17 protein-coding genes and 6 pseudogenes are annotated in these 17,696 nt (G+C 68.6%); 11 read left to right on the top strand and 12 right to left on the bottom strand.

Features of this window, described 5'->3' with window-relative positions; all coding sequences use genetic code 11:
• The coding region (locus HO151_RS07420) for a DDE-type integrase/transposase/recombinase (RefSeq protein ID WP_254594736.1) at positions 1–252 on the top strand (252 nt) is incomplete at its 5' end.
• Positions 253–367: 115 nt separating this feature from the next.
• On the opposite strand, the gene HO151_RS05075 is transcribed toward HO151_RS07420, so the two are convergent.
• The 5 genes and pseudogenes from HO151_RS05075 to HO151_RS05095 form a co-directional block, all read right to left on the bottom strand.
• Entirely contained in the window at positions 368–1,117 is a 750-nt protein-coding gene (locus tag HO151_RS05075) for a transposase family protein (RefSeq protein ID WP_173894909.1), read from the bottom strand.
• A 127-nt stretch (positions 1,118–1,244) separates the two neighbouring features.
• A pseudogene (locus HO151_RS05080) lies at positions 1,245–1,403 on the bottom strand (transposase); the annotation flags it as partial.
• Between the two features lie 135 nt (positions 1,404–1,538).
• Complete coding sequence (locus HO151_RS05085) at positions 1,539–1,952, bottom strand: hypothetical protein (RefSeq protein WP_217422879.1); 414 nt, start codon at positions 1,950–1,952, stop codon at positions 1,539–1,541.
• 59 nt (positions 1,953–2,011) lie between these two features.
• Entirely contained in the window at positions 2,012–2,746 is a 735-nt protein-coding gene (locus HO151_RS05090; protein WP_173894911.1) for a translation initiation factor IF-2, read from the bottom strand.
• A 354-nt stretch (positions 2,747–3,100) separates the two neighbouring features.
• Complete coding sequence (locus HO151_RS05095) at positions 3,101–3,310, bottom strand: transposase (RefSeq protein WP_173894912.1); 210 nt, start codon at positions 3,308–3,310, stop codon at positions 3,101–3,103.
• 377 nt (positions 3,311–3,687) lie between these two features.
• Between HO151_RS05095 and HO151_RS05100 the strand changes: the two genes are divergently transcribed.
• From HO151_RS05100 to HO151_RS07700, 4 genes and pseudogenes are all read left to right on the top strand, one after another.
• Positions 3,688–3,960, top strand: coding sequence for a hypothetical protein (locus HO151_RS05100; protein ID WP_173894913.1), 273 nt, complete (start codon positions 3,688–3,690; stop codon positions 3,958–3,960).
• The gene (locus HO151_RS05105) at positions 3,957–4,343 is read left to right on the top strand and encodes a hypothetical protein (RefSeq protein WP_173894914.1); all 387 of its coding nucleotides are present in this window, start codon (positions 3,957–3,959) and stop codon (positions 4,341–4,343) included. The genes HO151_RS05100 and HO151_RS05105 overlap by 4 nt, the downstream gene beginning before the upstream one ends.
• A 16-nt stretch (positions 4,344–4,359) precedes the next feature.
• Positions 4,360–4,773: pseudogene (locus HO151_RS05110) on the top strand (transposase family protein); the annotation flags it as partial.
• Positions 4,774–4,843: 70 nt separating this feature from the next.
• Positions 4,844–5,110, top strand: a pseudogene (locus tag HO151_RS07700) (transposase family protein); the annotation flags it as partial.
• Positions 5,111–5,167: 57 nt separating this feature from the next.
• Here the strand turns inward: HO151_RS07700 and HO151_RS07425 are convergent.
• On the bottom strand, positions 5,168–5,308 hold the full coding sequence (locus tag HO151_RS07425; protein WP_254594737.1) for a hypothetical protein: 141 nt from the start codon (positions 5,306–5,308) through the stop codon (positions 5,168–5,170).
• A gap of 41 nt (positions 5,309–5,349) precedes the next feature.
• Between HO151_RS07425 and HO151_RS05120 the strand changes: the two genes are divergently transcribed.
• The 4 genes and pseudogenes from HO151_RS05120 (at position 5,350) to HO151_RS05135 (ending at position 7,780) form a co-directional block, all read left to right on the top strand.
• Complete coding sequence (locus tag HO151_RS05120) at positions 5,350–5,961, top strand: transposase (protein WP_368039429.1); 612 nt, start codon at positions 5,350–5,352, stop codon at positions 5,959–5,961.
• Between the two features lie 233 nt (positions 5,962–6,194).
• Positions 6,195–7,142: an alpha/beta fold hydrolase gene (locus HO151_RS05125; RefSeq protein ID WP_173894917.1), complete on the top strand. Its 948-nt coding sequence runs from the start codon at positions 6,195–6,197 to the stop codon at positions 7,140–7,142.
• Between the two features lie 213 nt (positions 7,143–7,355).
• Positions 7,356–7,481: pseudogene (locus tag HO151_RS05130) on the top strand (IS6 family transposase); the annotation flags it as partial.
• A 20-nt stretch (positions 7,482–7,501) separates the two neighbouring features.
• Positions 7,502–7,780, top strand: coding sequence for a Tn3 family transposase (locus tag HO151_RS05135; RefSeq protein WP_173894918.1), 279 nt, complete (start codon positions 7,502–7,504; stop codon positions 7,778–7,780).
• 545 nt (positions 7,781–8,325) lie between these two features.
• Here the strand turns inward: HO151_RS05135 and HO151_RS05140 are convergent.
• The 3 genes and pseudogenes from HO151_RS05140 to HO151_RS05150 all read right to left on the bottom strand — a co-directional run.
• A pseudogene (locus HO151_RS05140) lies at positions 8,326–9,447 on the bottom strand (FAD-dependent oxidoreductase); the annotation flags it as partial.
• Positions 9,448–9,514: 67 nt separating this feature from the next.
• Entirely contained in the window at positions 9,515–10,978 is a 1,464-nt protein-coding gene (locus HO151_RS05145; protein WP_302479547.1) for an MFS transporter, read from the bottom strand.
• Positions 10,896–11,633, bottom strand: a complete 738-nt coding sequence (locus HO151_RS05150; protein WP_173894920.1) for an SDR family oxidoreductase — start codon at positions 11,631–11,633, stop codon at positions 10,896–10,898. Before HO151_RS05150 ends, HO151_RS05145 begins: the two co-directional genes overlap by 83 nt.
• 127 nt (positions 11,634–11,760) lie before the next feature.
• On the opposite strand from HO151_RS05150, the gene HO151_RS05155 reads away from it, so the two are divergent.
• The gene (locus HO151_RS05155; RefSeq protein ID WP_173894921.1) at positions 11,761–12,222 is read left to right on the top strand and encodes a MarR family winged helix-turn-helix transcriptional regulator; all 462 of its coding nucleotides are present in this window, start codon (positions 11,761–11,763) and stop codon (positions 12,220–12,222) included.
• Between the two features lie 736 nt (positions 12,223–12,958).
• On the opposite strand, the gene HO151_RS05160 is transcribed toward HO151_RS05155, so the two are convergent.
• Positions 12,959–14,488, bottom strand: a complete 1,530-nt coding sequence (locus HO151_RS05160) for an FAD-dependent monooxygenase (RefSeq protein WP_368039427.1) — start codon at positions 14,486–14,488, stop codon at positions 12,959–12,961.
• Between the two features lie 80 nt (positions 14,489–14,568).
• Positions 14,569–15,447 (bottom strand): SDR family oxidoreductase, encoded by an 879-nt coding sequence (locus tag HO151_RS05165; protein WP_173894922.1) that lies wholly within the window; start codon positions 15,445–15,447, stop codon positions 14,569–14,571.
• Positions 15,448–15,533: 86 nt separating this feature from the next.
• Here HO151_RS05165 and HO151_RS05170 point away from each other — a divergent pair, with 86 nt between their 5' ends.
• The gene (locus HO151_RS05170; protein WP_173894923.1) at positions 15,534–16,106 is read left to right on the top strand and encodes a TetR/AcrR family transcriptional regulator; all 573 of its coding nucleotides are present in this window, start codon (positions 15,534–15,536) and stop codon (positions 16,104–16,106) included.
• A 284-nt stretch (positions 16,107–16,390) separates the two neighbouring features.
• Here the strand turns inward: HO151_RS05170 and HO151_RS05175 are convergent.
• Positions 16,391–17,622: pseudogene (locus tag HO151_RS05175) on the bottom strand (IS701 family transposase).
• Positions 17,623–17,696: the final 74 nt, after the last annotated feature.

The following is a 17,696-nucleotide window of genomic DNA, read 5'->3' on the forward strand; positions in this document are numbered from 1 at the left end:
CGCTCCCACAAGGGGCTGAACAACCGGGCGGAGAACAGCCACCAGCCCACCAGGCAGCGCAAACGAGCGATGAAGGGCTTCCGCAGCGTCGGCGCAGCCCAGCGGTTCCTGTCCGCGTTCAGCGGCATCTCACCCCACTTTCGGCCCCGACGCCACCGGCTGTCCGCACACCACTACCGAGCCGAGATGACCGTCCGCTTCACCATCTGGGAGCAGATCACCGACGCCGCCTACCCCTCCACCAAGGCCTGAGCACAGCTCGGAACCGCACTCCACCACGCCACGACGCACCATCACACACCTACCCACCCAACAACGTGACAGCACCGCGGTGAGTGCTGTCCGAGGCGGGAGGCACTGAGCGTTTTCAGCGTTGCCTCTCCAGGGTGAGGATGGCTCTGGCGATGACGGTCATGCGGTTGGGGCTGATGCGGGATCTGCGGAAGATCTGCCAGGACTTCAGTCGTGCCATGCCTCGTTCGACGGGTGCACGGGCTGCGGACAGGGCCCGGTTCGCGGTCTGTTCGGTGGTGGTGAGTTCGCCACCTGGCGGGCGGCGCTTGGCGGTGGTGACCCAGCCGCCGGCACCGATGTAGGCCATGTCGGCCAGGATCGGGACGCCCTGGCGTTCGCAGATCCGAAGGATCTTGTGGGTGCGGGCGGCCGCCAGGTCGTGGGTTCGGCCCGGCAGTGCCGGCGACAGCCACAGAATCTCCCCGGCCGGGTCCGTGACGACCTGCACGTTCACCCCGTGCCGCTTGTGCTTCGAGGAGTAGTCGGCCCTGCCGTCACCGACGCGGTCGCACTCCGCGAGCGTGCCGTCCAGGAGAACGAAGTCCGGATCGTGTGTGCGCAGCGTCTTCAGTAGGCCCGGTGCCCGCTCGGCGAGGAGCCCAGTGACCGCGGTGACGTAGGCGTGAGCGGTGCCGACCGATATCCCGAAAGCCGAGGCGATACGGGCGAGGGTCTCGTGGCGACGCAGGTACACGAGTGCGATCAGCGCACGCCGGTGTGGGGGAAGTTTGCACCGGCGGTCACCTTCACGGGTGACGGTGAGCATGGTGACCCACTCGACCAAAGCGTGAGGCAGGTCGACTGCGGCAGGATATGGAACCAACAGGGCTCCTGCGTTGCTGAGTTGAGACGTCGAACACCTCCCTCAACAGCACGGGAGCCCTGCCCGTTGTGCACCCCGATCCCACACCGCACCATCACCCGACCGGTGGCCATTTTTTGAAAACGCTCATTGACTTGGCCATGGCCACCTTCGTCTCGAAGACGACCGCGTCGTCGATGCCGGCCCGTCGGCAGCGGTCCCGGTCGTCGGTCCAGGAGGTGGGCAGATACAGCCGAGGCGAGGAAGGGCTGGAACGCCCATCGCCCCGGTCAGACACGATCACCAGCGTGTTACGCAGTCCGCACCATGGTGACGCAGGCGTTCACTGACCGGCCGAAGCGTTCAGTCGACCGCACCGGAGAAGCCGTCTGCCGCGGCGCGGTCACCTCTCGCACGCGCCCGTACCGCCCAGAGTCCATTCTCAACTGAGGTTGGGCTCCGCTGCCGTCTCAGCTGCGGTGCTGGGACCGGTCCCTGCAAGTCCTGTGCAGAGAAGAACATATGCGGTCAGAGCCAGGAACGGTATCTGGCCGCCCGCGCGGTCGATGTCGTCGATGAAGTACCCCGAGAGCCCTACCCAGAACAGCCCACCGGTGGCCAGCATCACTGTGTTGCCGACCTCCCCCATCGCCCGCATGCCAGCCCACAGCACAAGGGGCATCAGAGCCCAGGAGGCAGCCGTCGTGACCAGAAATTCGAACGCACCGGAGAACACCGTGTCGCCTGCGGCTGCGCTGTCGCGGGCCCACATGTAGCCGGAAGCCATGAGGGTGTGACTGGCCGCTGTGGCGGCGGTGACGGTCAGGGCCCCTTTGGCATGTCTTGCGTATCGCATGGCGGTGATCCTCGCTCTTCCTCGGCTGTGGGCCCGGCACGCATGCGCCAGGCATCCGCTCAATGCGGTGGAGGCAGCGGGTGCAGGGCGTTGCCGACTGTGCAACCGCCCTCTCCGGGCATCCGCTGGATACGGGGCGGCATCCATACTTCGGTAGTGCCCGGTTCCACGCGGGCGAGGAGGCAGTCCTGCGGGTCGAAGTGGTTACCTTGGACTGACAGGAGAACGCCGACCCGCCCGCCGTACGCCTTCACCTCGGTACGGATCGCAGGATCCAGGTCGAGGGCGGCGAGCGTACGGCGCACCCTGGCCTCGTCCACCTGGCTGCCCGCCGCCACCCGGGGAAGTGACGCGCGGAGCTCCTTGAAAGGCAGCCGGGGCGGTTCGGGTGGCGGAGCGAAAGACAGCGGAGGGCCATCCGGGCAGTCCACGTCGCGGGGGGCCTCCCCCCACCGCGACTTGGGAGACAGTCGCACGGCGAAGCAGCGGCGTACGACGATCTCCTGGACGTCGAACCATTCGTTGTACGCCGATCCGGGCGTACGGACAATCACATCGACGCCGTCCCCGTCGTGTGTCGAAGTACCCGTCACCCGCAGTACCTCCACACCGTCGATACCCGTGGCGGAGCGTCCGACCTCTTCCGCCGTGCGGGGGCGCTGGCTGCGCAGCAACTTACCCGCCCTCGTGGCCGCCTCCCGCGCAACGTCCGTCGCCTCGACCTCGCTGGACTGCACCACGCCGCAGCCGGCAGTGAGCAGCAACAGCGGGGCAAGCAGCAGTAGTCGGCGCATGACCCCACCCTTCCGGCGCCGCGCGCGACGGGCAGCCGCTCACATACTCAGACCGGTGTAGGTGATCGTACTCAGCCGGTGGGCGATCAGCCGCGGACGCCGGCTTCATGAGGTCGAGGACGCGGGAGGCACACCATCCCGGATCCCACGCCACGGCCTCAACTCGGCCAGGGTCACTCGATCAGTGGCCACTCTGAAAGAGCTCACTGATTCCGTAAGGCTTCGATTTACCAGCGGCCTCGTGGCATGTCGGCGATGGCGCTTCGGATTGCCGACGCTGCGGCCTGTAACCGCCTCGCGGCTTCCATCAACCCGGCGGTGTTGTCCTCCAGGCCCCTGAGCTTGTCGGCGGCATTAGCCAGAACGTGGACGTTGTCCTGCGTCCTTCGTGGACTCCGCGAGCACCTCGGGCCGCTCGGCGTTCTCCGCGGTCCTGATCCACTGCCGCAGCGTCTCGTGGTTCACGCCGAGCTCGGCGGCGATGCGTGAGACGGGCCGGCCCGACGAACGGGCCAGCGCCACCGCGTCCGCCCGGAACTCCGCCGAGTACTTGCAGGTCCCCACACGGGACTCCTCTCCCTGGACTCAAGATCCAGTGTCGAGGCGTCCACGATCAAGGTGGAGGGCCCGTCTAGCCCGGCCGACAACCTGCTCTCCGGCCCGATCACCGCGGGCCGCCTCGCCCACCAGCACGCGAACACTCACGTCTTCCCCCTCCGGCGCGGCACGCCAGTGCGGTACCCGCGGCGTCGCCAAACTGCGCGGTGCCTGCACCATCAGCTTCGCCCGACCACGCCACACTCAACCGCGCGATCTCGGGACCGGCTACGCCGTACGCTCTCCCCGTTCCGAGCAACTCTCCCGCCAGGTGGGCTGCTGATCGTCGCTGGAATACGGCATCCTCCTCCACGGAAGGTATTCCCTTCGGTATACTCGGCGAGGTGGACACAACCATCAAGATCGGTGCTGAGACCCGGGACAAGCTCGCAGCACTGGCCGAGGCCAGAAACACGACGATGCGGGCCCTGATCGAGGAGTTCGCCGCAACGGCGCTTACGCCTGCGCAACTACTCGAGCGGGCCCAGCGCACAGACGCCTTCCTGGCTTCCGAGTTCGGCCACGACATCGATGCGGACGAGGCGGGTGCCCTGCGTGAGCGGATGCGTCAGGCTCAGGCGGCCCGCCAGCGCCTGACCCCAGGTGCGGCAGCGTGATCCTGGAGCACTACGTCCTGGACACGTCGACGCTGCTGGCCCTGGGCGGCCACAAGCAGGTCTCCGGACTCATCCACGTCGCAGCAAGCGATCCGACCGTATGCCTGTGGGTGCCGATCGTGTGCGCGCTGGAAGCCGAACGTGAACGATCCGGGATCGTGGACTACCTCGGCATCCTCGACGTCCTGCACACCTTGGACGCCGACTACGCCACCGCCCACACCATCGCCGACCTGCACCGCCATGGGGCGCCGTTCGGCGTGGGAGCCGCCGTCCACGCCACCCGCCCCACCCTGGAGCGCCCCGACGGCGCTCTCATCGCCACCAACGACCCGCACGCCTACGAAGGACTCGGCGCGCCCGTGATGGACCTCAATCAGTAACACCCAAAAACGCGATGACCGGCGCTGCAAGCTCCCACTGCACCAGCGTGCCCCGGCCGGCCTGGTGTACCTGCGCCGGCACGACACCCTCGCCCAGCTTGCTGCCGGCTTCGGCATTTCCGTCGGCATCGCCCACGCCTACACCACGGCCGTCGTCGACCTGTTCGTCGACCGCGCGCCTGGCCTGCTGCGCGCCCTGCGCAAGGCGGAACCCGGCTACGTCCTGCTCGACGGCACCCTGGTGGAGTGCGACCGGGTTGGCAATAGCCGGGCCGAGTACTCCCACAAGCACCGCCGGCACGGAGTGAACGTGCAGGTGGTGACCGACCCTGTCAGGCGGCTGCTGTAGATCTCGCCTGCTCTGCCCGGCCGCGCCCACGATCTCACTGCGGCCCACGCCCACCGGATCATCCGGATCTGCGAGCGCCAGGGCGGGGTCTGTCAAACAAACGGCTCTTCCAAGAATTTCGTAGGCGTTGATCGTTCTGGCGATCGGCAGCATGACTTGGACTGCCGGTGCCAGGCTGGTGGTGTGTGACGTCCCCCTTGACGAATTGCTGCCCCGGCTGGCGGGGCTACGAGTTGAGCGGGTGAGTACCTGCCCGAAGACCGTGAGAATCACCGCGTTCACCAGGGAAGATGCGCGCCGTGCGTGCCCAGGGTGTGGTCAGGAGTCGGACTGGGTGCACTCGCGGTATGTACGACACGTCGCGGACGAGTCGGTCGGTGGGCGGCCCGTGGTGATCGACCTTTCGGTGCGGCGGCTGTACTGCGAAAACGCGGACTGTCCGAGGACTACATTCGTCGAGCAGGTCGACGGAGCGCTACCAGCGCAGGGCGCCGGCGCTGCGGCGGATCGTCGAGGCGGTCGCGGTGGTCCTGGCGGGCTCGGCCGGTGCTCGACTGCTCGTGGCGCTGCACCAGACGCTGTCCCCGGCGTCGGTGCTGAACTGTCTGATGCGCATGCCGCTGCCCGGCCGGCCCACGGCCGTGGTGGCCGGGCGGGATCGACGAATTCGCCCTGCTCAAGGGCCACCGCTATGCCACGGTCATCACGAACGCAGACAGTGGCGAGCGTATCGACGTGCTGCCTGACCGCTTGGCGGTGACAGTGACCGCCTGGCTGCGTGAGCATCCCGGCGTTCGCGTGGTGTGCCGGGACGGCTCAGGCTCTTTCGCCCAGGCCATCACCCAAGAACGCGTCGAGGCCGACCACGCCGCCCTGTCACCCCGCAAAGTCACCGGCCTGCTCACCTGCCGCCCCGACCACCTCGACGAGCACAGACGCGCTCTGCGTGACCAGCTCACCGGCGCCTGCCCCGAGCTGACCGTACTGGCCGACCAGATCCGTAGTTTCGCCGAGCTGCTGGTTCCGCACGAGGACAACGCCGGGAAGCTGACGACATGGATCAACCGGACTCGCGCTGCTGACCTGCCCTTTCTGCGCTCCTTCGCCAACGGCTTGGAGCGTGACCGCGCCGCCGTCGAGACGGCCCTCACCCTGCCCTGGCACAACGGTCGTACCGAAGGCGCCAACACAAAGATCAAGTTCCTCAAGCGCCTGATGTACGGCCGCGCCAGCCACCGCCTCCTACGCCAGATCGTCCTGCTCAACTGAAGCCTGGCCCCGGACGATCAACGCCTACGAAATTCTTGGAAGAACCGCTTGTTTGACAGACCCTCGCGAGGGGCGGTGTCCCCCTGGAGAGCTACGGGCAATGTCCACGATGGGGTGACGCTTCCTCAGACGCGTTCGCATAGCGTTCGGTCATGGCCGCAACGTCCGGGCCGAGGGCCCGGCGAAGGGCCCGTCGTTCACAGATCCGCCTTCCCGTGCTCCCGGAGGACCCCATGAACCGCATACTCAAAGCCACCGCCGTCGCCGCACTGTGCTGCACCGTCGCCGGTACGGGCTACGCGGGCGTGGCGCAGGCCGAGGGACACGGGGGCGCGGACAGGACCACCGCCAGGGTGAGCCACCCGGGTCACGCGGGCCGCGCCGACTCCTTCGTCGGGGAGAAGAAGATCGGAGTCCGGGGATACTCCGTGAACGTCTCCTGCTCGGGTCGGCAGACGGGTCACAAGCCCGTGGTGGTGCTGGTGGCCGGCCTCGGGGACGGCCTCGACGCGATGGCCGACCTGCAGAAGACGCTGAGCGAGAAGAACCGGGTCTGCTCCTACGACCGTCTGGGCGAGGGCAAGAGCGACAAGCCCCGGGGGCCGCAGAGCCTGGAGGACTCGGGCCGGATCCTTACCGGGGTGATCAACCGGGTCGCCGGCGACTCCCCCGTCGTGCTGGCGGGCCACTCGCTGGGCGGCCTGATCGCCGGCCGCTACGCCCCCGAGCACCGCGACCGCGTCAAGGGCCTGGTCCTGATGGACGCCACCTCTCCGACCATGACCGCGGACATCACCCGCGCGATCCCCGAGTCCGCCACCGGTGACGCGGGCGACCTGCGGGCGCAGACCGTCAGCACGATGCGGGGTGGGAACCCGGAGAACCTCGTTGTCCCCGACGGCCGGGTCCGCTCCGCCGGATGGATCCCGACCGAGGTGCTCCGCCACGGGCAGCAGTACCTGGCCGCGTTCCCCACGTACGGCCCCACCCTCGAGTCCGACTGGACGAAGGCACAGTACAAGTGGGCCACCGTGTCCCAGCGCGGCACGGTCCGCGTCGCAGAGGACAGTGGCCACTACATCTATGTCGACCGCAAGGACATGGTGGTCAAGTCCATCCAGCGCGTCGCCGCCGAGGTCACCCAGCAGAACAGCGGCCGGTGGGGGCACGCGGGACGGTGACGGGGCCCGGGCCGGCCGGCGGGGATTCCCAGGAGCGGTGGCGGAGCAGTTCGGGCGTGCGAGGCCCACGCCGTCACCCGTCGTCCAGGCGGTCCGCCACCGTGAGCTTCGTCCTGGCAGACAGGCGCTGTCACGTTGGTTGGCCGGGTGGAATGAGTTTCTGGTTGATCGTGTTGGAGGGGGTTGTCCGTGGGGGCCGTGTCGCTGTCGTACATGGGGCACCGGTACCCGGTCGAGGTGATCTCCCACTATGTGTGGCTGTACTTCCGTTTCCCGCTGTCGTTGCGCGAGGTCGAGGAGCTGATGCTCGAGCGCGGGATCGTCGTTTCCTACGTGACCCCATCGAGCAGGAGAAGGCGATGAAGTTCAACGCCCTGCTCACGAACGACGTCATCTTCCACAACGCCCTGGACATCGCGGAGATCATCTGTCAGTTCCTGGAGGAGGGATGGGAAATCGACCCGGAGGACCTGGCCCACCTCTCGCCGTACCTGACCGGACACATCAAACGGTTCGGCGAGTACTCCACCCACGAACTCGGCATCCAACCCGAGGCATACGACCCGAAACTCGACGTCGACTTCACCCAGCTCCGCGGCCAGGGTCTGACCGCCGCCGGACTTGGCCAGGCAGCCTGAACCATCAGGGTGCCCGCCCTTGGTGGCGTCTTTCAGCGGCGCAGGATGCTCACGACGCGTTCCCTACCCAGGATCGGGGCGCCTGCGCCCACTGTACGACCCGAACGCCCCGATCTCGGAGGACGAGGAAGGCGAAGGCAGCGCACTTTGAGCCGGGCCGTCCGGCAAGTGTCGGCGAGGGCGGCCGGGTGAGGTTCGTTTCATGTACGAGGTCAGCGCGTATCCGTAGGAGGCCGTACGGCCGTGAACGGGAGCGACAGGATCATGGACTTGGCCATGCCGGACATGGTGCCGTCGGCCAGTTCGGCGGTGCACTTGATCTTCATCCTGACCGGCGAGGTGACTACCGCGGTGAAGCGCACGGTGGTTCCCTCGATGCGCCCGTCGGTGATCGGCCTGCCGCCGTACGTGCCGACCAGAGTCGTGCCGGCGGTGGCCAGGACCAGTTCAGCGGTCTCCTCGCCACCGCCGGTCTTGAAGGTGAGGTTCCAGGTTCCACCAACCTCCCTTTGTTCCTTGAGCTTCTGCTGCAGGGCGCGGGCCTCGTCCTCGCCGTCGGGCTGCTCGTTCACCTCCAGGAGGAAGTCGGCGCCGCCGACGAGGGCCTCGGCCAGGTCGGTGGATCGCGGCAGCATGGTCTTCTCGTAGGCGCGGACGGCCTCGTCGACGGCGGGGTGGGTGGCCAGGGCGAGAGCAAGGTCGTGGGCGTCGAGCATGGCCAGGTTGACGCCGACGCCGATCGGCGGCATGAGGTGTGCGGCGTCGCCGAGCAGGGTCACGGTGGGCACGTGGTCCCAGGTGTGCGGTGCCGGGAGGACGAACAGCGGCCGGTCGGCGTAGGGGCCGTCGTTGTTGCTGATCATTTGCTGCATGCTGGGTGCCCATCCGGTGAACTCATCCAGCAGGTGTGCGCGGATGCCGGCGGTGTCCTCGGCGGTCAGACCGGCTGCAGTGATCCAGTCGGCCGGCGCGCGCCGGATGATGTAGACCCGGACGTGCCCACCGCTGTTGCGCTGGGCGAACAGCGCACGGTCGCCGTCGGTAGCGGTCGCGCTGCCGTTGCCGACCAGCGCTGAAAGATCGGCGTGGCGGTTTTCGACGTCGTCGAACCACGCTTCTGTGAAGGTGACCCCGGAGTAGTACGGGACAGCTGCCGAGACGGCCGGGCGGACCCGGGAGAACGCGCCGTCCGCTCCGATGACCAGATCGGTCTCGACACTCGTTCCGTCGGTGAAGTGCAGAATGCGCGGCCCCTCGGCGGGGCCGGCGACCGAGGCGAGGGTGCGGCCCCATTGCACCGTGCCCAGTGCGAGGGAGCTGAGGAGCAGGTCGCGCAGTTGGCCGCGGTCGATCTCCGGCTTGTAGAAGTCGTCCTCGTCCGGGATCTGATCGAGCAGGACGTTGCCGGTGGTGTCCCAGCGGCGCATCTGCTGTCCTTCCGGGCGCGCCAGCTTCCAGAACTGCTGGATCAGGCCCGCCTCGCGCAGTGCGAGCTGACCGTCGTCGGCGTGCAGGTCGAGACTGCCGCCCTGGTTGCGGGCGTCGGCGTTTAGGTCGCAGTCGTAGACCGTGACGTCGATGCCGTGCTTTTGCAAGATGCGGGCGCATGTCAGGCCGCCAGGGCCAGCTCCGATGATCGAGATGCGGGGGGTGGGTGTGGTGTTCACGGTGGTACTCCGTTCGTGAGGGGCACGGCGATTGCTATGCCGGTGCGCTGTCTGGCAGGCGCAGAGGTCAGCTGGCGGTTGTGGCGGAGGTGAGCGTGCTCGCGGGGGCGGGCGGCGGGCCGGCCTTCTTCAGCGGGACCTCGATGACGAAGAGCGCGGCGAGGAAGGCAACGGCGGACAGGATCGCGGCGGTGAGGAAGATATGGCTGGTGCCGGTGCTGGCGGCGGTGAGATAGGCGTCCTTTGCCGCGGCGGGCAGGTTCAGCAGGGCGCCGGGGCCGGATGCGGCGCCGGCGGGCAGCGTGGACTGGATGGCGCGGGTGAACAGCGAGCCGAAGACGGCGACGCCGAGGGATCCGCCCAGGGTGCGAAAGAGGTTGACCGAGCTCATGGCGGCCCCCATGTCACGCATGGAGACGCTGTTCTGCGCGATGGTGCCGGACATCTGCATGGTGAAGCCGAGTCCGATGCCGACGAGCACCATGTACACGCCGGTCAGCAGGCGTGAGGTGCCGGTGTCCATGGTGGCCAGCAGGCTCAGACCGGCTGTGAGGAACACGGTGCCGAGCACGGGGAAGATCTTGTACCGGCCGGTGGCGGACATGGCCTTGCCCGCGATGGTCGAGACGATCACGACGGGGACCATCACGGGCAGCATCAGCAGGCCGGAGTTGGTGGCCGAGGCGCCCTGCGCGGTCTGCTGGAACAGCGGTAGGTACAGCCCGGCGCCGAACATGACCACGCCGGCGATCAGGACCATGGTCATCGCGAGCGGGTAGTTGCGGTGGCCGGTGAACACGCTCAGCGGCAGCAACGGCTCGTCGGCCTGCTTCTCCACCCAGATGAACAGGGCGAGCCCGAGCACGGCAACGGCGGCGAGCGCGAGGATCTGCCAGGAACCCCAGGCGTAGGTAGCGCCCGCCCAGGTGGCGGCCAGCACGATCGCGCTGATCGAGACGGTGAGCAGGACGATGCCTGCCCAATCGATCTTCGCCTTGATGCGCTTGGCGGGCACGTGCAGCGTCCGCCACAGCCACACCAGGGCGACCAGGCCCAGCGGCAAGTTGATGTAGAAGGCCCAGCGCCAGTCGAAGTGACCGGTGATGAACCCGCCGAGCGGTGGGCCCCGTCTGCTGGCCGGGTCGGCTTGCCGTCTGGGCCGCCCGTGGCGGGTGGAGCAGCTTGCCGCCTCCAGCGCGGGAGCGTTGTTTGCCCGGGTGCGGGCGTGTGTGCGGCGGGAGCGCGGAGCAGTGCCCGAGGAAGATGTGTGGGCGGTTCCGGTCGTGCACCGGCCTCGTGGGCTTGCGGCGCAGGTGCGGGAGCTCCGCCTCCAGCACGTCGGCAGTGCGCCGGCGGGAGGAAGGCTGTCCCGTGCAGAGCAGGCGCTGGACCGCGAAAGCACCGACCGAGTTCGAGTCGCGTTCGACACGGGACCATAAATGCCGAGGTCAGCTTTTGAGCGTGCCGCCGAACTCCTGCGGGAGCAGGTCGGCCTGCGCGGCACCACTCTTGAGCAGACCGATGATGGCATCGGCGACGTCCTTGGGTGAGTGTGGCACCAACCCGCTGGCGGTTTCCATCCGACGTGCCCCTTCGACGTCACCGCGGACCGTTCCGACGAACTCGGTCTCGGTGATCGAGGGGAACATCATTGACACGGTGATGCCTTCGCCTGCGAGCTCCGCGCGGGCGACGGCCGTAAGCTTTTGCAGGGCGGCCTTGGAAGCGGAGTACGCGCCGGACCCGGGCAACGTGGACCAGACAATGCCAGAGCCCACGTTCACGATGGCTCCGGCTGCCTGCTTACGCATATGCGGAAGGACCGCCTGTGTCATCGTCAAGGGTGCGATGAGGTTGAGTTCGAGGATGCTTCGGAAGTCGTCGAGATCGATGGCGTCGATGCCGGCCTGGAGCCCTTGCCCTGCGTTGTTCACGAGGGCGTCGATTTGTCCAAACTTCTGGATCGTTGCCTGCACGGCTTTCTGGACTTGCGTCCGGTCGGTCACGTCACAGGGAACAGCTACGGCTACGGACTGGCCCAGTTCCAGGGCAAGCCGCCGGATGTGCTCCTCGCGGCGGGCGATGAGCGCCACCCGCGCGCCGGCCTCAGAAGCGGCCCGTGCAGTGGCAGCTCCGATGCCCGATGACGCTCCGGTCACGAGCACTACGGATCCGTTGATGTCCATGGGAAGTATCCTCATGTGCGAGTAGGGAATGGTTGCGTGCAGCGCGGTTGCGATCCGCAGCCGAGCGACCGCCATTCCTTGTATCCTATCAGATAATAGCTGTCACTTGATAGGAGACTCTCGCGTCATGAGAGATGATGTCCACGCGTCGAGCCTGCACGAGCTGGCCGACCTGATCTTCGCCGTGAGTCGGCAGCTGCGGCCCCCGACCGACCCCGCCTTCGAGCCGTGCACGGCGATCGAGATCAGTGTCATGCGGTTCATCAATCGCCACCCCGGCACCTCCGCCCGGGCGGCGGCGGAAGCAGCGCTGCTCCCGTCGAGCAACTTCAGTCGCGTACTTCGCGGCCTGGAGAAGCGAGGCCTTGTGGAGCGCGTCACGGACGACCGCAACGCTCGGGGTGTGCGCCTGTACCCCACCGAGAAGGCCAACCAGAATCTCCAGTACCTGCGCGACAATTGGGACCGAACTCTTCGCGGCATCGTCGACGACCCCGCCACGATCGAGATCGTCAACGCCGCACTGCGGCGAATCGAGGACGAACTCGTAGCCCGGCACAGCAAGGACGGCTCCCAGCCCGCTCCCTGAGAGGGCGTTCGAACTCGCACCCGGGTGCTGGTCCTCTCGGAAAGAATCTTGCCCCGGGGAATGTTCCTGGCGGCGAGCGCGTCCAGCTGCGACTGGAGTTCCTGGACGAGGCTGGAGTGCCTCGCGTACCTGATGCGGATGTCAGCGCTCGGCGTGGCCGGGTCGACCGGCGCGGGGACGGGGGTGCCGGGCCGCCACGGCTGCCCTGGCCCGCGGTCGGCGAGGGGCGGCACACGCAGGGGCCTGGCGAGCCGGGGCGCCCTCGTGAAGCGGCCGGTGTGCACGTGCCGGCAACCGCGCCGGAACGCGAGCGGCAGGACGAGCCTGGCGATGCGTGACAGCGGGGCGGGGGTGGCGCTCGACGTCGCCGGAGACGAGCGCGGTGCGAGGACCCGTCATGCCTTCGGATGCCGTCACAAACATTTCCCAGAATGTGTCCCTCTTCACTTTTGAGTGAGCACGAGTTGTGACAGTGAATCCGGGGTCGGGGCCGCTTCCGCCGACGGCTCCGGATCTTGCTCCGGGAGAGGTTCGCTGGTGAGAGCCGATCAGGCAAGACGCATGGCTGGACCGCATCGACCCGCGATGGACACCGTTGCCGGTAACAGTCGGTGATCAGCCACCGAAGCTGCACGCCCGATACGCGACACCTCTCCGTGCGAGTCCGCCAGTCCCGGGGTCGGTCACGGCGCCGGACGGGCAGAGTGCGCCCGCCCGGCGTCGTGACCGGTGCTTGTCACACGTGCTGGGACGGCCGACCGAACCACGTCCGCAGCGTTGCGGCGAGTTCGGCGGGTTCGGTGCCTGCCCACGCCACGTACCCGTCGGGGCGGACCAGGACCGTCTCGCGTGGCGGGGCACCAGGCGCGGCGGTGACGGTCAGCAGGTCCACCCGGCCGGACCAGGGTGAGGCCGCGCCTGCCAGCGTGTCCGCCCCCGACGGGCACAGCAACATCGGCCTGCCGTGGCGTGCCCGCTCTGCCAGCCGCACGGAGCCGCCGTTGGCGTCCACCCGGAGGTCGGCAACCCACCTGCCCGTCGACGGGTGCCCGCCTGGTGCGGCGGAGGGGTAGACGACGTCGGAGCCCGACATCATCGCGGCGATCCGGCGGGCCACCGCGGGGTCCGCCAGCAGGTCGCCGAACACTTCGCGCAGTGCGGTGACGTCGGCCCCGGGGGCCAGCAGTGCCAACTGCGCCCTGCTGGAGTTCATCACCCTGCGTCCGGCCAGGTGGCGTTCGGCGTGGTAGGTGTCCAGCAGACCGGGCGGCGCCCAGCCGTTGAGCTCAGCGGCCAGCTTCCAGCCGAGGTTGGCCGCGTCCTGCAAGCCGAGGTTGAGACCCGGTGCGCCGACCGATGAATGCGCGTGTGCCGCGTCGCCCGCCAGGAAGACCCGGCCCCGTCGGTAACGCTCCGCCAGGCGCGAACTGGTGCCCGCCCGGCGGCGCAGCAGGTGCGTGCCGCTACCGGTCGGCCGGCGCATCGACACCTCCCGGCCGGTCACGCGGGTCACCGCCGAGCGGACCTGCCCGAAGGTGATGGGCCCGTGTTCCTCCTGCCTGCCCCACTCCATCGTCACGACCCGGTGCGTGCCGGGGCCGGCCGGCACGCAGGCGAGCACGCCGTGCTCGGTCCGCCGGTAGGTGAGGCCGACGGGGGTGAAGTGGTCGTCGGCCAGCTCCGCCAGGTGCTCGTCGGAGAGCACGGCGTCCGCGGCGTAGGTGAGCGGATGCGGACTGCTCGTTCCCGTGAAGACGATGCCCGCCTGCCTGCGGACCCTGCTGTGCGCGCCGTCGCACCCGATCAGATACCGGGTACGCACTGTGCCCGTGGTCAGCTGTACCGTCACCCCGTCCGCGTCCTGCTCGAAACCGACCAGCTCGCTGCCGCGGCGGATCTCGGCGCCCAGCTCCAGCGCCCACTCCTCCAGCCGTGTCTCCAGGTCCCACTGGTGGACGGTGAAGCCGTACAGCTGGTTCTCCGCCCAGTCGTGCAGGCGCAGTGTCATTCCGCCGTAGAGGTAGGCCTCCAGCGGCCGGGGTGGTTCGGTGTCCCCGGTGATGCGCTGGTACAGGCCGCGGTGGTCGAGCAGCCTCACGACCTGTCCTACGATGCCGCCCGCCTTGGGCTCCCGGGCGCGCTCGTGCACGCTGTCGACCACCAGGGGCCGTACACCGGACAGCTGCAGTTCGGCGGCCAGCATCAGACCGACCGGGCCTGCTCCCACGATCACCACGTCGAGGTCTTCGGTGACGAACTCGTTCACCAGTGCTGCTCCCTGTCTGTTGGCGCATGCGCCGGTTCCGGCCGTGCGCGTGAGAACGAAAGCGGTGCCATCGGCGGCGGTCAGCGGAAGTAGTGGCCGGCCTCCAGGTCGGCCAGGAGTCCGGGCTCGCGGGGGAACCAGCCCAGCAGGTCCTGCGTGTAGGCGCTCGAGGCCGGCTGGTCGACGGCGAGGAGACCGCCGAGGAAGCCGAGGCTCTCGGCAGGCAGCGACGCGCTGGGCAGACCGAGGTGCCTGCCGATGACCTGGGCGACGGCCAGGAGGGGTACGCCCTCGTCGCCGACCGCGTGCAGGACCGATCCGGCGGGGGCGTCCTCCAGTCCGGCGCGGAACAGTCGAGCCGCGTCGAGCACGTGCACAGCGGGCCAGCGCTGCGATCCGTCGCCGACGTAACCGGAAACGCCGTCCCTGCGCGCGATGGCAACGAGCTGGGCGATGAAACCGGCGTCGCCCTCGCCGTGCACGGACCGGGGCAGCCGCACCACGCAGGACCGGACGCCGTGCCGGGCGAGGTCGAGCACGGCGCGGGCGTTCGCCACGCGCACCGCGGCGGGACCGTCCCCGGCCGAATCACTGCGCTCGGTGGCGAGAACGCCGGGTTCCGCCGGGGTTCCCGATGCCACCACCAGGGGCTTTCCCGAACCGGCCAGCGTCGCCCCCAGGGCCCCGAGTATTTCCCCCTCCTCCTTCACCGACTGTTCGAACCGGGAGAAGTCGTGGTCGAAGGCCAGGTGGATGACGCCGTCGGCGCCGCGGGCCAGTGCGGCCACGGAGTCGAGGTCCGTCACGTCGCCGAGGACCGGCTCGCCCCCGGCCGCCGCCACGGCCCGCGCTGAGGGGCCCGACCGGACGAGGCCGACGACCTGGTGTCCGGCGGCGAGGAGTTCGCGCAGGACAGGGGAACCGATCCAGCCGGAGGCGCCGGTGACGAAAACGCGCATGAGTCGCTCTCTTCCACAGTGATGGGACTTGGTCCCGTCAACGTAGCACGGTGACGGGACCAAGTCCCATCGCCTATCCTGGACGCATGAGCCGCTGGGAGCCGCAAGCGCGGGAACGACTTGTACGCGCCGCCGTGGAACTGTTCGACGAGCACGGTTACGACAACACCACCGTCGTGCAGATCGCCCAGCGGGCCGGCCTGACCAAAAGCACCTTCTTCCGTCACTTCCCGGACAAGAGGGAAGTGCTCTTCGCCGGCCAGGACGTGCTGTGCGAGCTGCTGGCCGGCGGGATCGACGCCGCGCCCGACGAGGCGACGCCGCTGAGCGCCGTCGCGGCCGGCCTGGAGGCGGCGGCGGGCAACTTCACCCCCGAGCTGCACGCGATCGGCCCCGCCCTGCGCGCCGTCATCGAGAGCAACAGCGACCTGCGGGAGCGGGAGGCACTCAAGCACCACTCCTTCGCCGACGCCATGGCGCTGGCGCTGCGCCGGCGCGGCATCGCCGACCCGGCGGCCGAGCTCGCCGCCTGGCTGGGCGTCCTGGCCTTCACCGACGCCTACGCGCACTGGGTCGATCCCGCGTGCGATCAGGAACTGACCGCACTGCTCCGCCTGAAACTCCGCGAATTGCGCACGGCCATCTCCTCCCTCGACTGAACCCTGCGCTTGCCGATGACCTCATCCGCCCTGGTCGGAACTGGTGTGCGAAGTGCGCGCGATGCCGGGTGCGGTCGGTCGGGTCCGTGCCGTCGCACGGCTGCCGATCAACGCGGCACGATGACCAACCGTGCTGCCGCGACCGGCCTACTCGGGCATGGCGAACGCGTTCGCCGTGCTGCGCCCGCTAGTAGGACTCCGTTAGGTTTGTCTTGATCTTGGTGTCGTGTGTGTTCCGGCAGGCAGGGGCTGGTGGCAGGTGGTGCAGATGCCGGTCCAGCACCTCAGGATGTTCTGGAGGGTGTCGAGGATCTGGTAGAGGGTGAGGCCGGTGCGGGGACTTTTGGGGCCAGGCGCTGTTCGGTGAGGAAGGCGTGGGCGGCGGTCACGAGGGTGATGTGGTGGTGCCAGTCCGGCCAGGAACGGCCTTCGAAGTGGTCCAGGCCCAGGCCGTGTTTGAGTTCGCGCTAGTCGTGCTCGATGCGCCAGCGGACCTTGGCCAGACGTACCAGGTCGGCGATCGGTGTGTCGGCCGGCAGGCTGGACAGCCAGCAGTCGGGCAGGATCCCGTCCCACCAGCCCTGTTCAGCTGAGGCGGCGGCCTTGATCGGGCGCTCGACCGCCTTGCCCGCAGGCCGTACGCGCACTGCGGCGAAGCGGGAACGTAAGTCCCCTCGCGAACCGTGCCGCCAGGTGAGAGGGGTGAATGCCTCCTGCCCGAGGCCGGCGGCAAGAGCTGCCACCGACGGCGCGGTCCGACGGTAGCGGGGCTGGGGCCAGCAGCCGACCGGCCCGTTGCGGACCGGGGCCACGGGCTCCGCCTCGAAGGGGTGGGCACTCACGTCCGAGCGGACGGCCAGGACGTAGGCAAGCCCGCGCTCAGCGAGTGCGGTTCGCAGGTGTGTGTTCGTGCCGTAGGCGGCATCGGCCACCACGGCCGGCGGCCTCATTCCCCAGTCGGCGAGGGTGTCGAGCATGTCCAACGCCAGGCGCCACTTCTCACGGTGCGTGACGTCCGCCGGGATGCGGGTGAGGGTTCGGCGGCCGGTGTCCGAGGCCCACTCTTTGGGCAGGAACAGCCGCCATTGCAGCGGGCACGAGGCGGTGTCACTCGCGGCGTGGACACTGACGGCGACCTGGCAGTTGGCGCGTTTGCCCAGGGCTCCGCAGTACTGCGGAGCCACTGCGACCGACATCTGGCCGTCCTTGGGCACCGACACGTCGTCGATCACCCAGGCCGCCGGATTGACCAGCGGCAGCAGGCGTTCGTTGATCCGGCGCTGTACCGGCACCGGATCCCAGGTGGACTGGTTCACGAACTGCTGCAGGTTCTGTTCGTTGCCGTCCGGCAGCGGGAGGCCATCGCCTGGATCGACTTGCGCCGGCCGTCCAGCATCAGACCCCGCAGGTAGCAGTCACCCTTGGCCCGCTGGTCCTTGCGCCGCACCGAGGCGAACACATCCGCCACATATAACGCCAACGTCGCCCGGACACGGTTCACATCATGTGCGTCCACTTATCCAACATGCTCCTGATCAGGACCATCCGGAAGACCTAACGGAGTCCTACTACAAGCTCAAGTCCTCGGCG

Source organism: Streptomyces sp. 8P21H-1 (assembly GCF_013302945.1).

Excerpts from the sequence above, each read along its gene's own strand:
- HO151_RS05085 (WP_217422879.1), bottom strand. The coding sequence starts at position 1,952 with ATGCGATACGCAAGACATGCCAAAGGGGCCCTGACCGTCACCGCCGCC.
- HO151_RS07425 (WP_254594737.1), bottom strand. The coding sequence starts at position 5,308 with ATGCGCATCAGACAGTTCAGCACCGACGCCGGGGACAGCGTCTGGTGC.
- HO151_RS05165 (WP_173894922.1), bottom strand. The coding sequence starts at position 15,447 with ATGCGCGTTTTCGTCACCGGCGCCTCCGGCTGGATCGGTTCCCCTGTC.
- HO151_RS05125 (WP_173894917.1), top strand. The coding sequence starts at position 6,195 with ATGAACCGCATACTCAAAGCCACCGCCGTCGCCGCACTGTGCTGCACC.
- HO151_RS05135 (WP_173894918.1), top strand. The coding sequence starts at position 7,502 with ATGAAGTTCAACGCCCTGCTCACGAACGACGTCATCTTCCACAACGCC.
- HO151_RS05090 (WP_173894911.1), bottom strand. The coding sequence starts at position 2,746 with ATGCGCCGACTACTGCTGCTTGCCCCGCTGTTGCTGCTCACTGCCGGC.
- HO151_RS05170 (WP_173894923.1), top strand. The coding sequence starts at position 15,534 with ATGAGCCGCTGGGAGCCGCAAGCGCGGGAACGACTTGTACGCGCCGCC.
- HO151_RS05155 (WP_173894921.1), top strand. The coding sequence starts at position 11,761 with ATGAGAGATGATGTCCACGCGTCGAGCCTGCACGAGCTGGCCGACCTG.
- HO151_RS05150 (WP_173894920.1), bottom strand. The coding sequence starts at position 11,633 with ATGGACATCAACGGATCCGTAGTGCTCGTGACCGGAGCGTCATCGGGC.
- HO151_RS05145 (WP_302479547.1), bottom strand. The coding sequence starts at position 10,978 with ATGCCATCATCGGTCTGCTCAAGAGTGGTGCCGCGCAGGCCGACCTGC.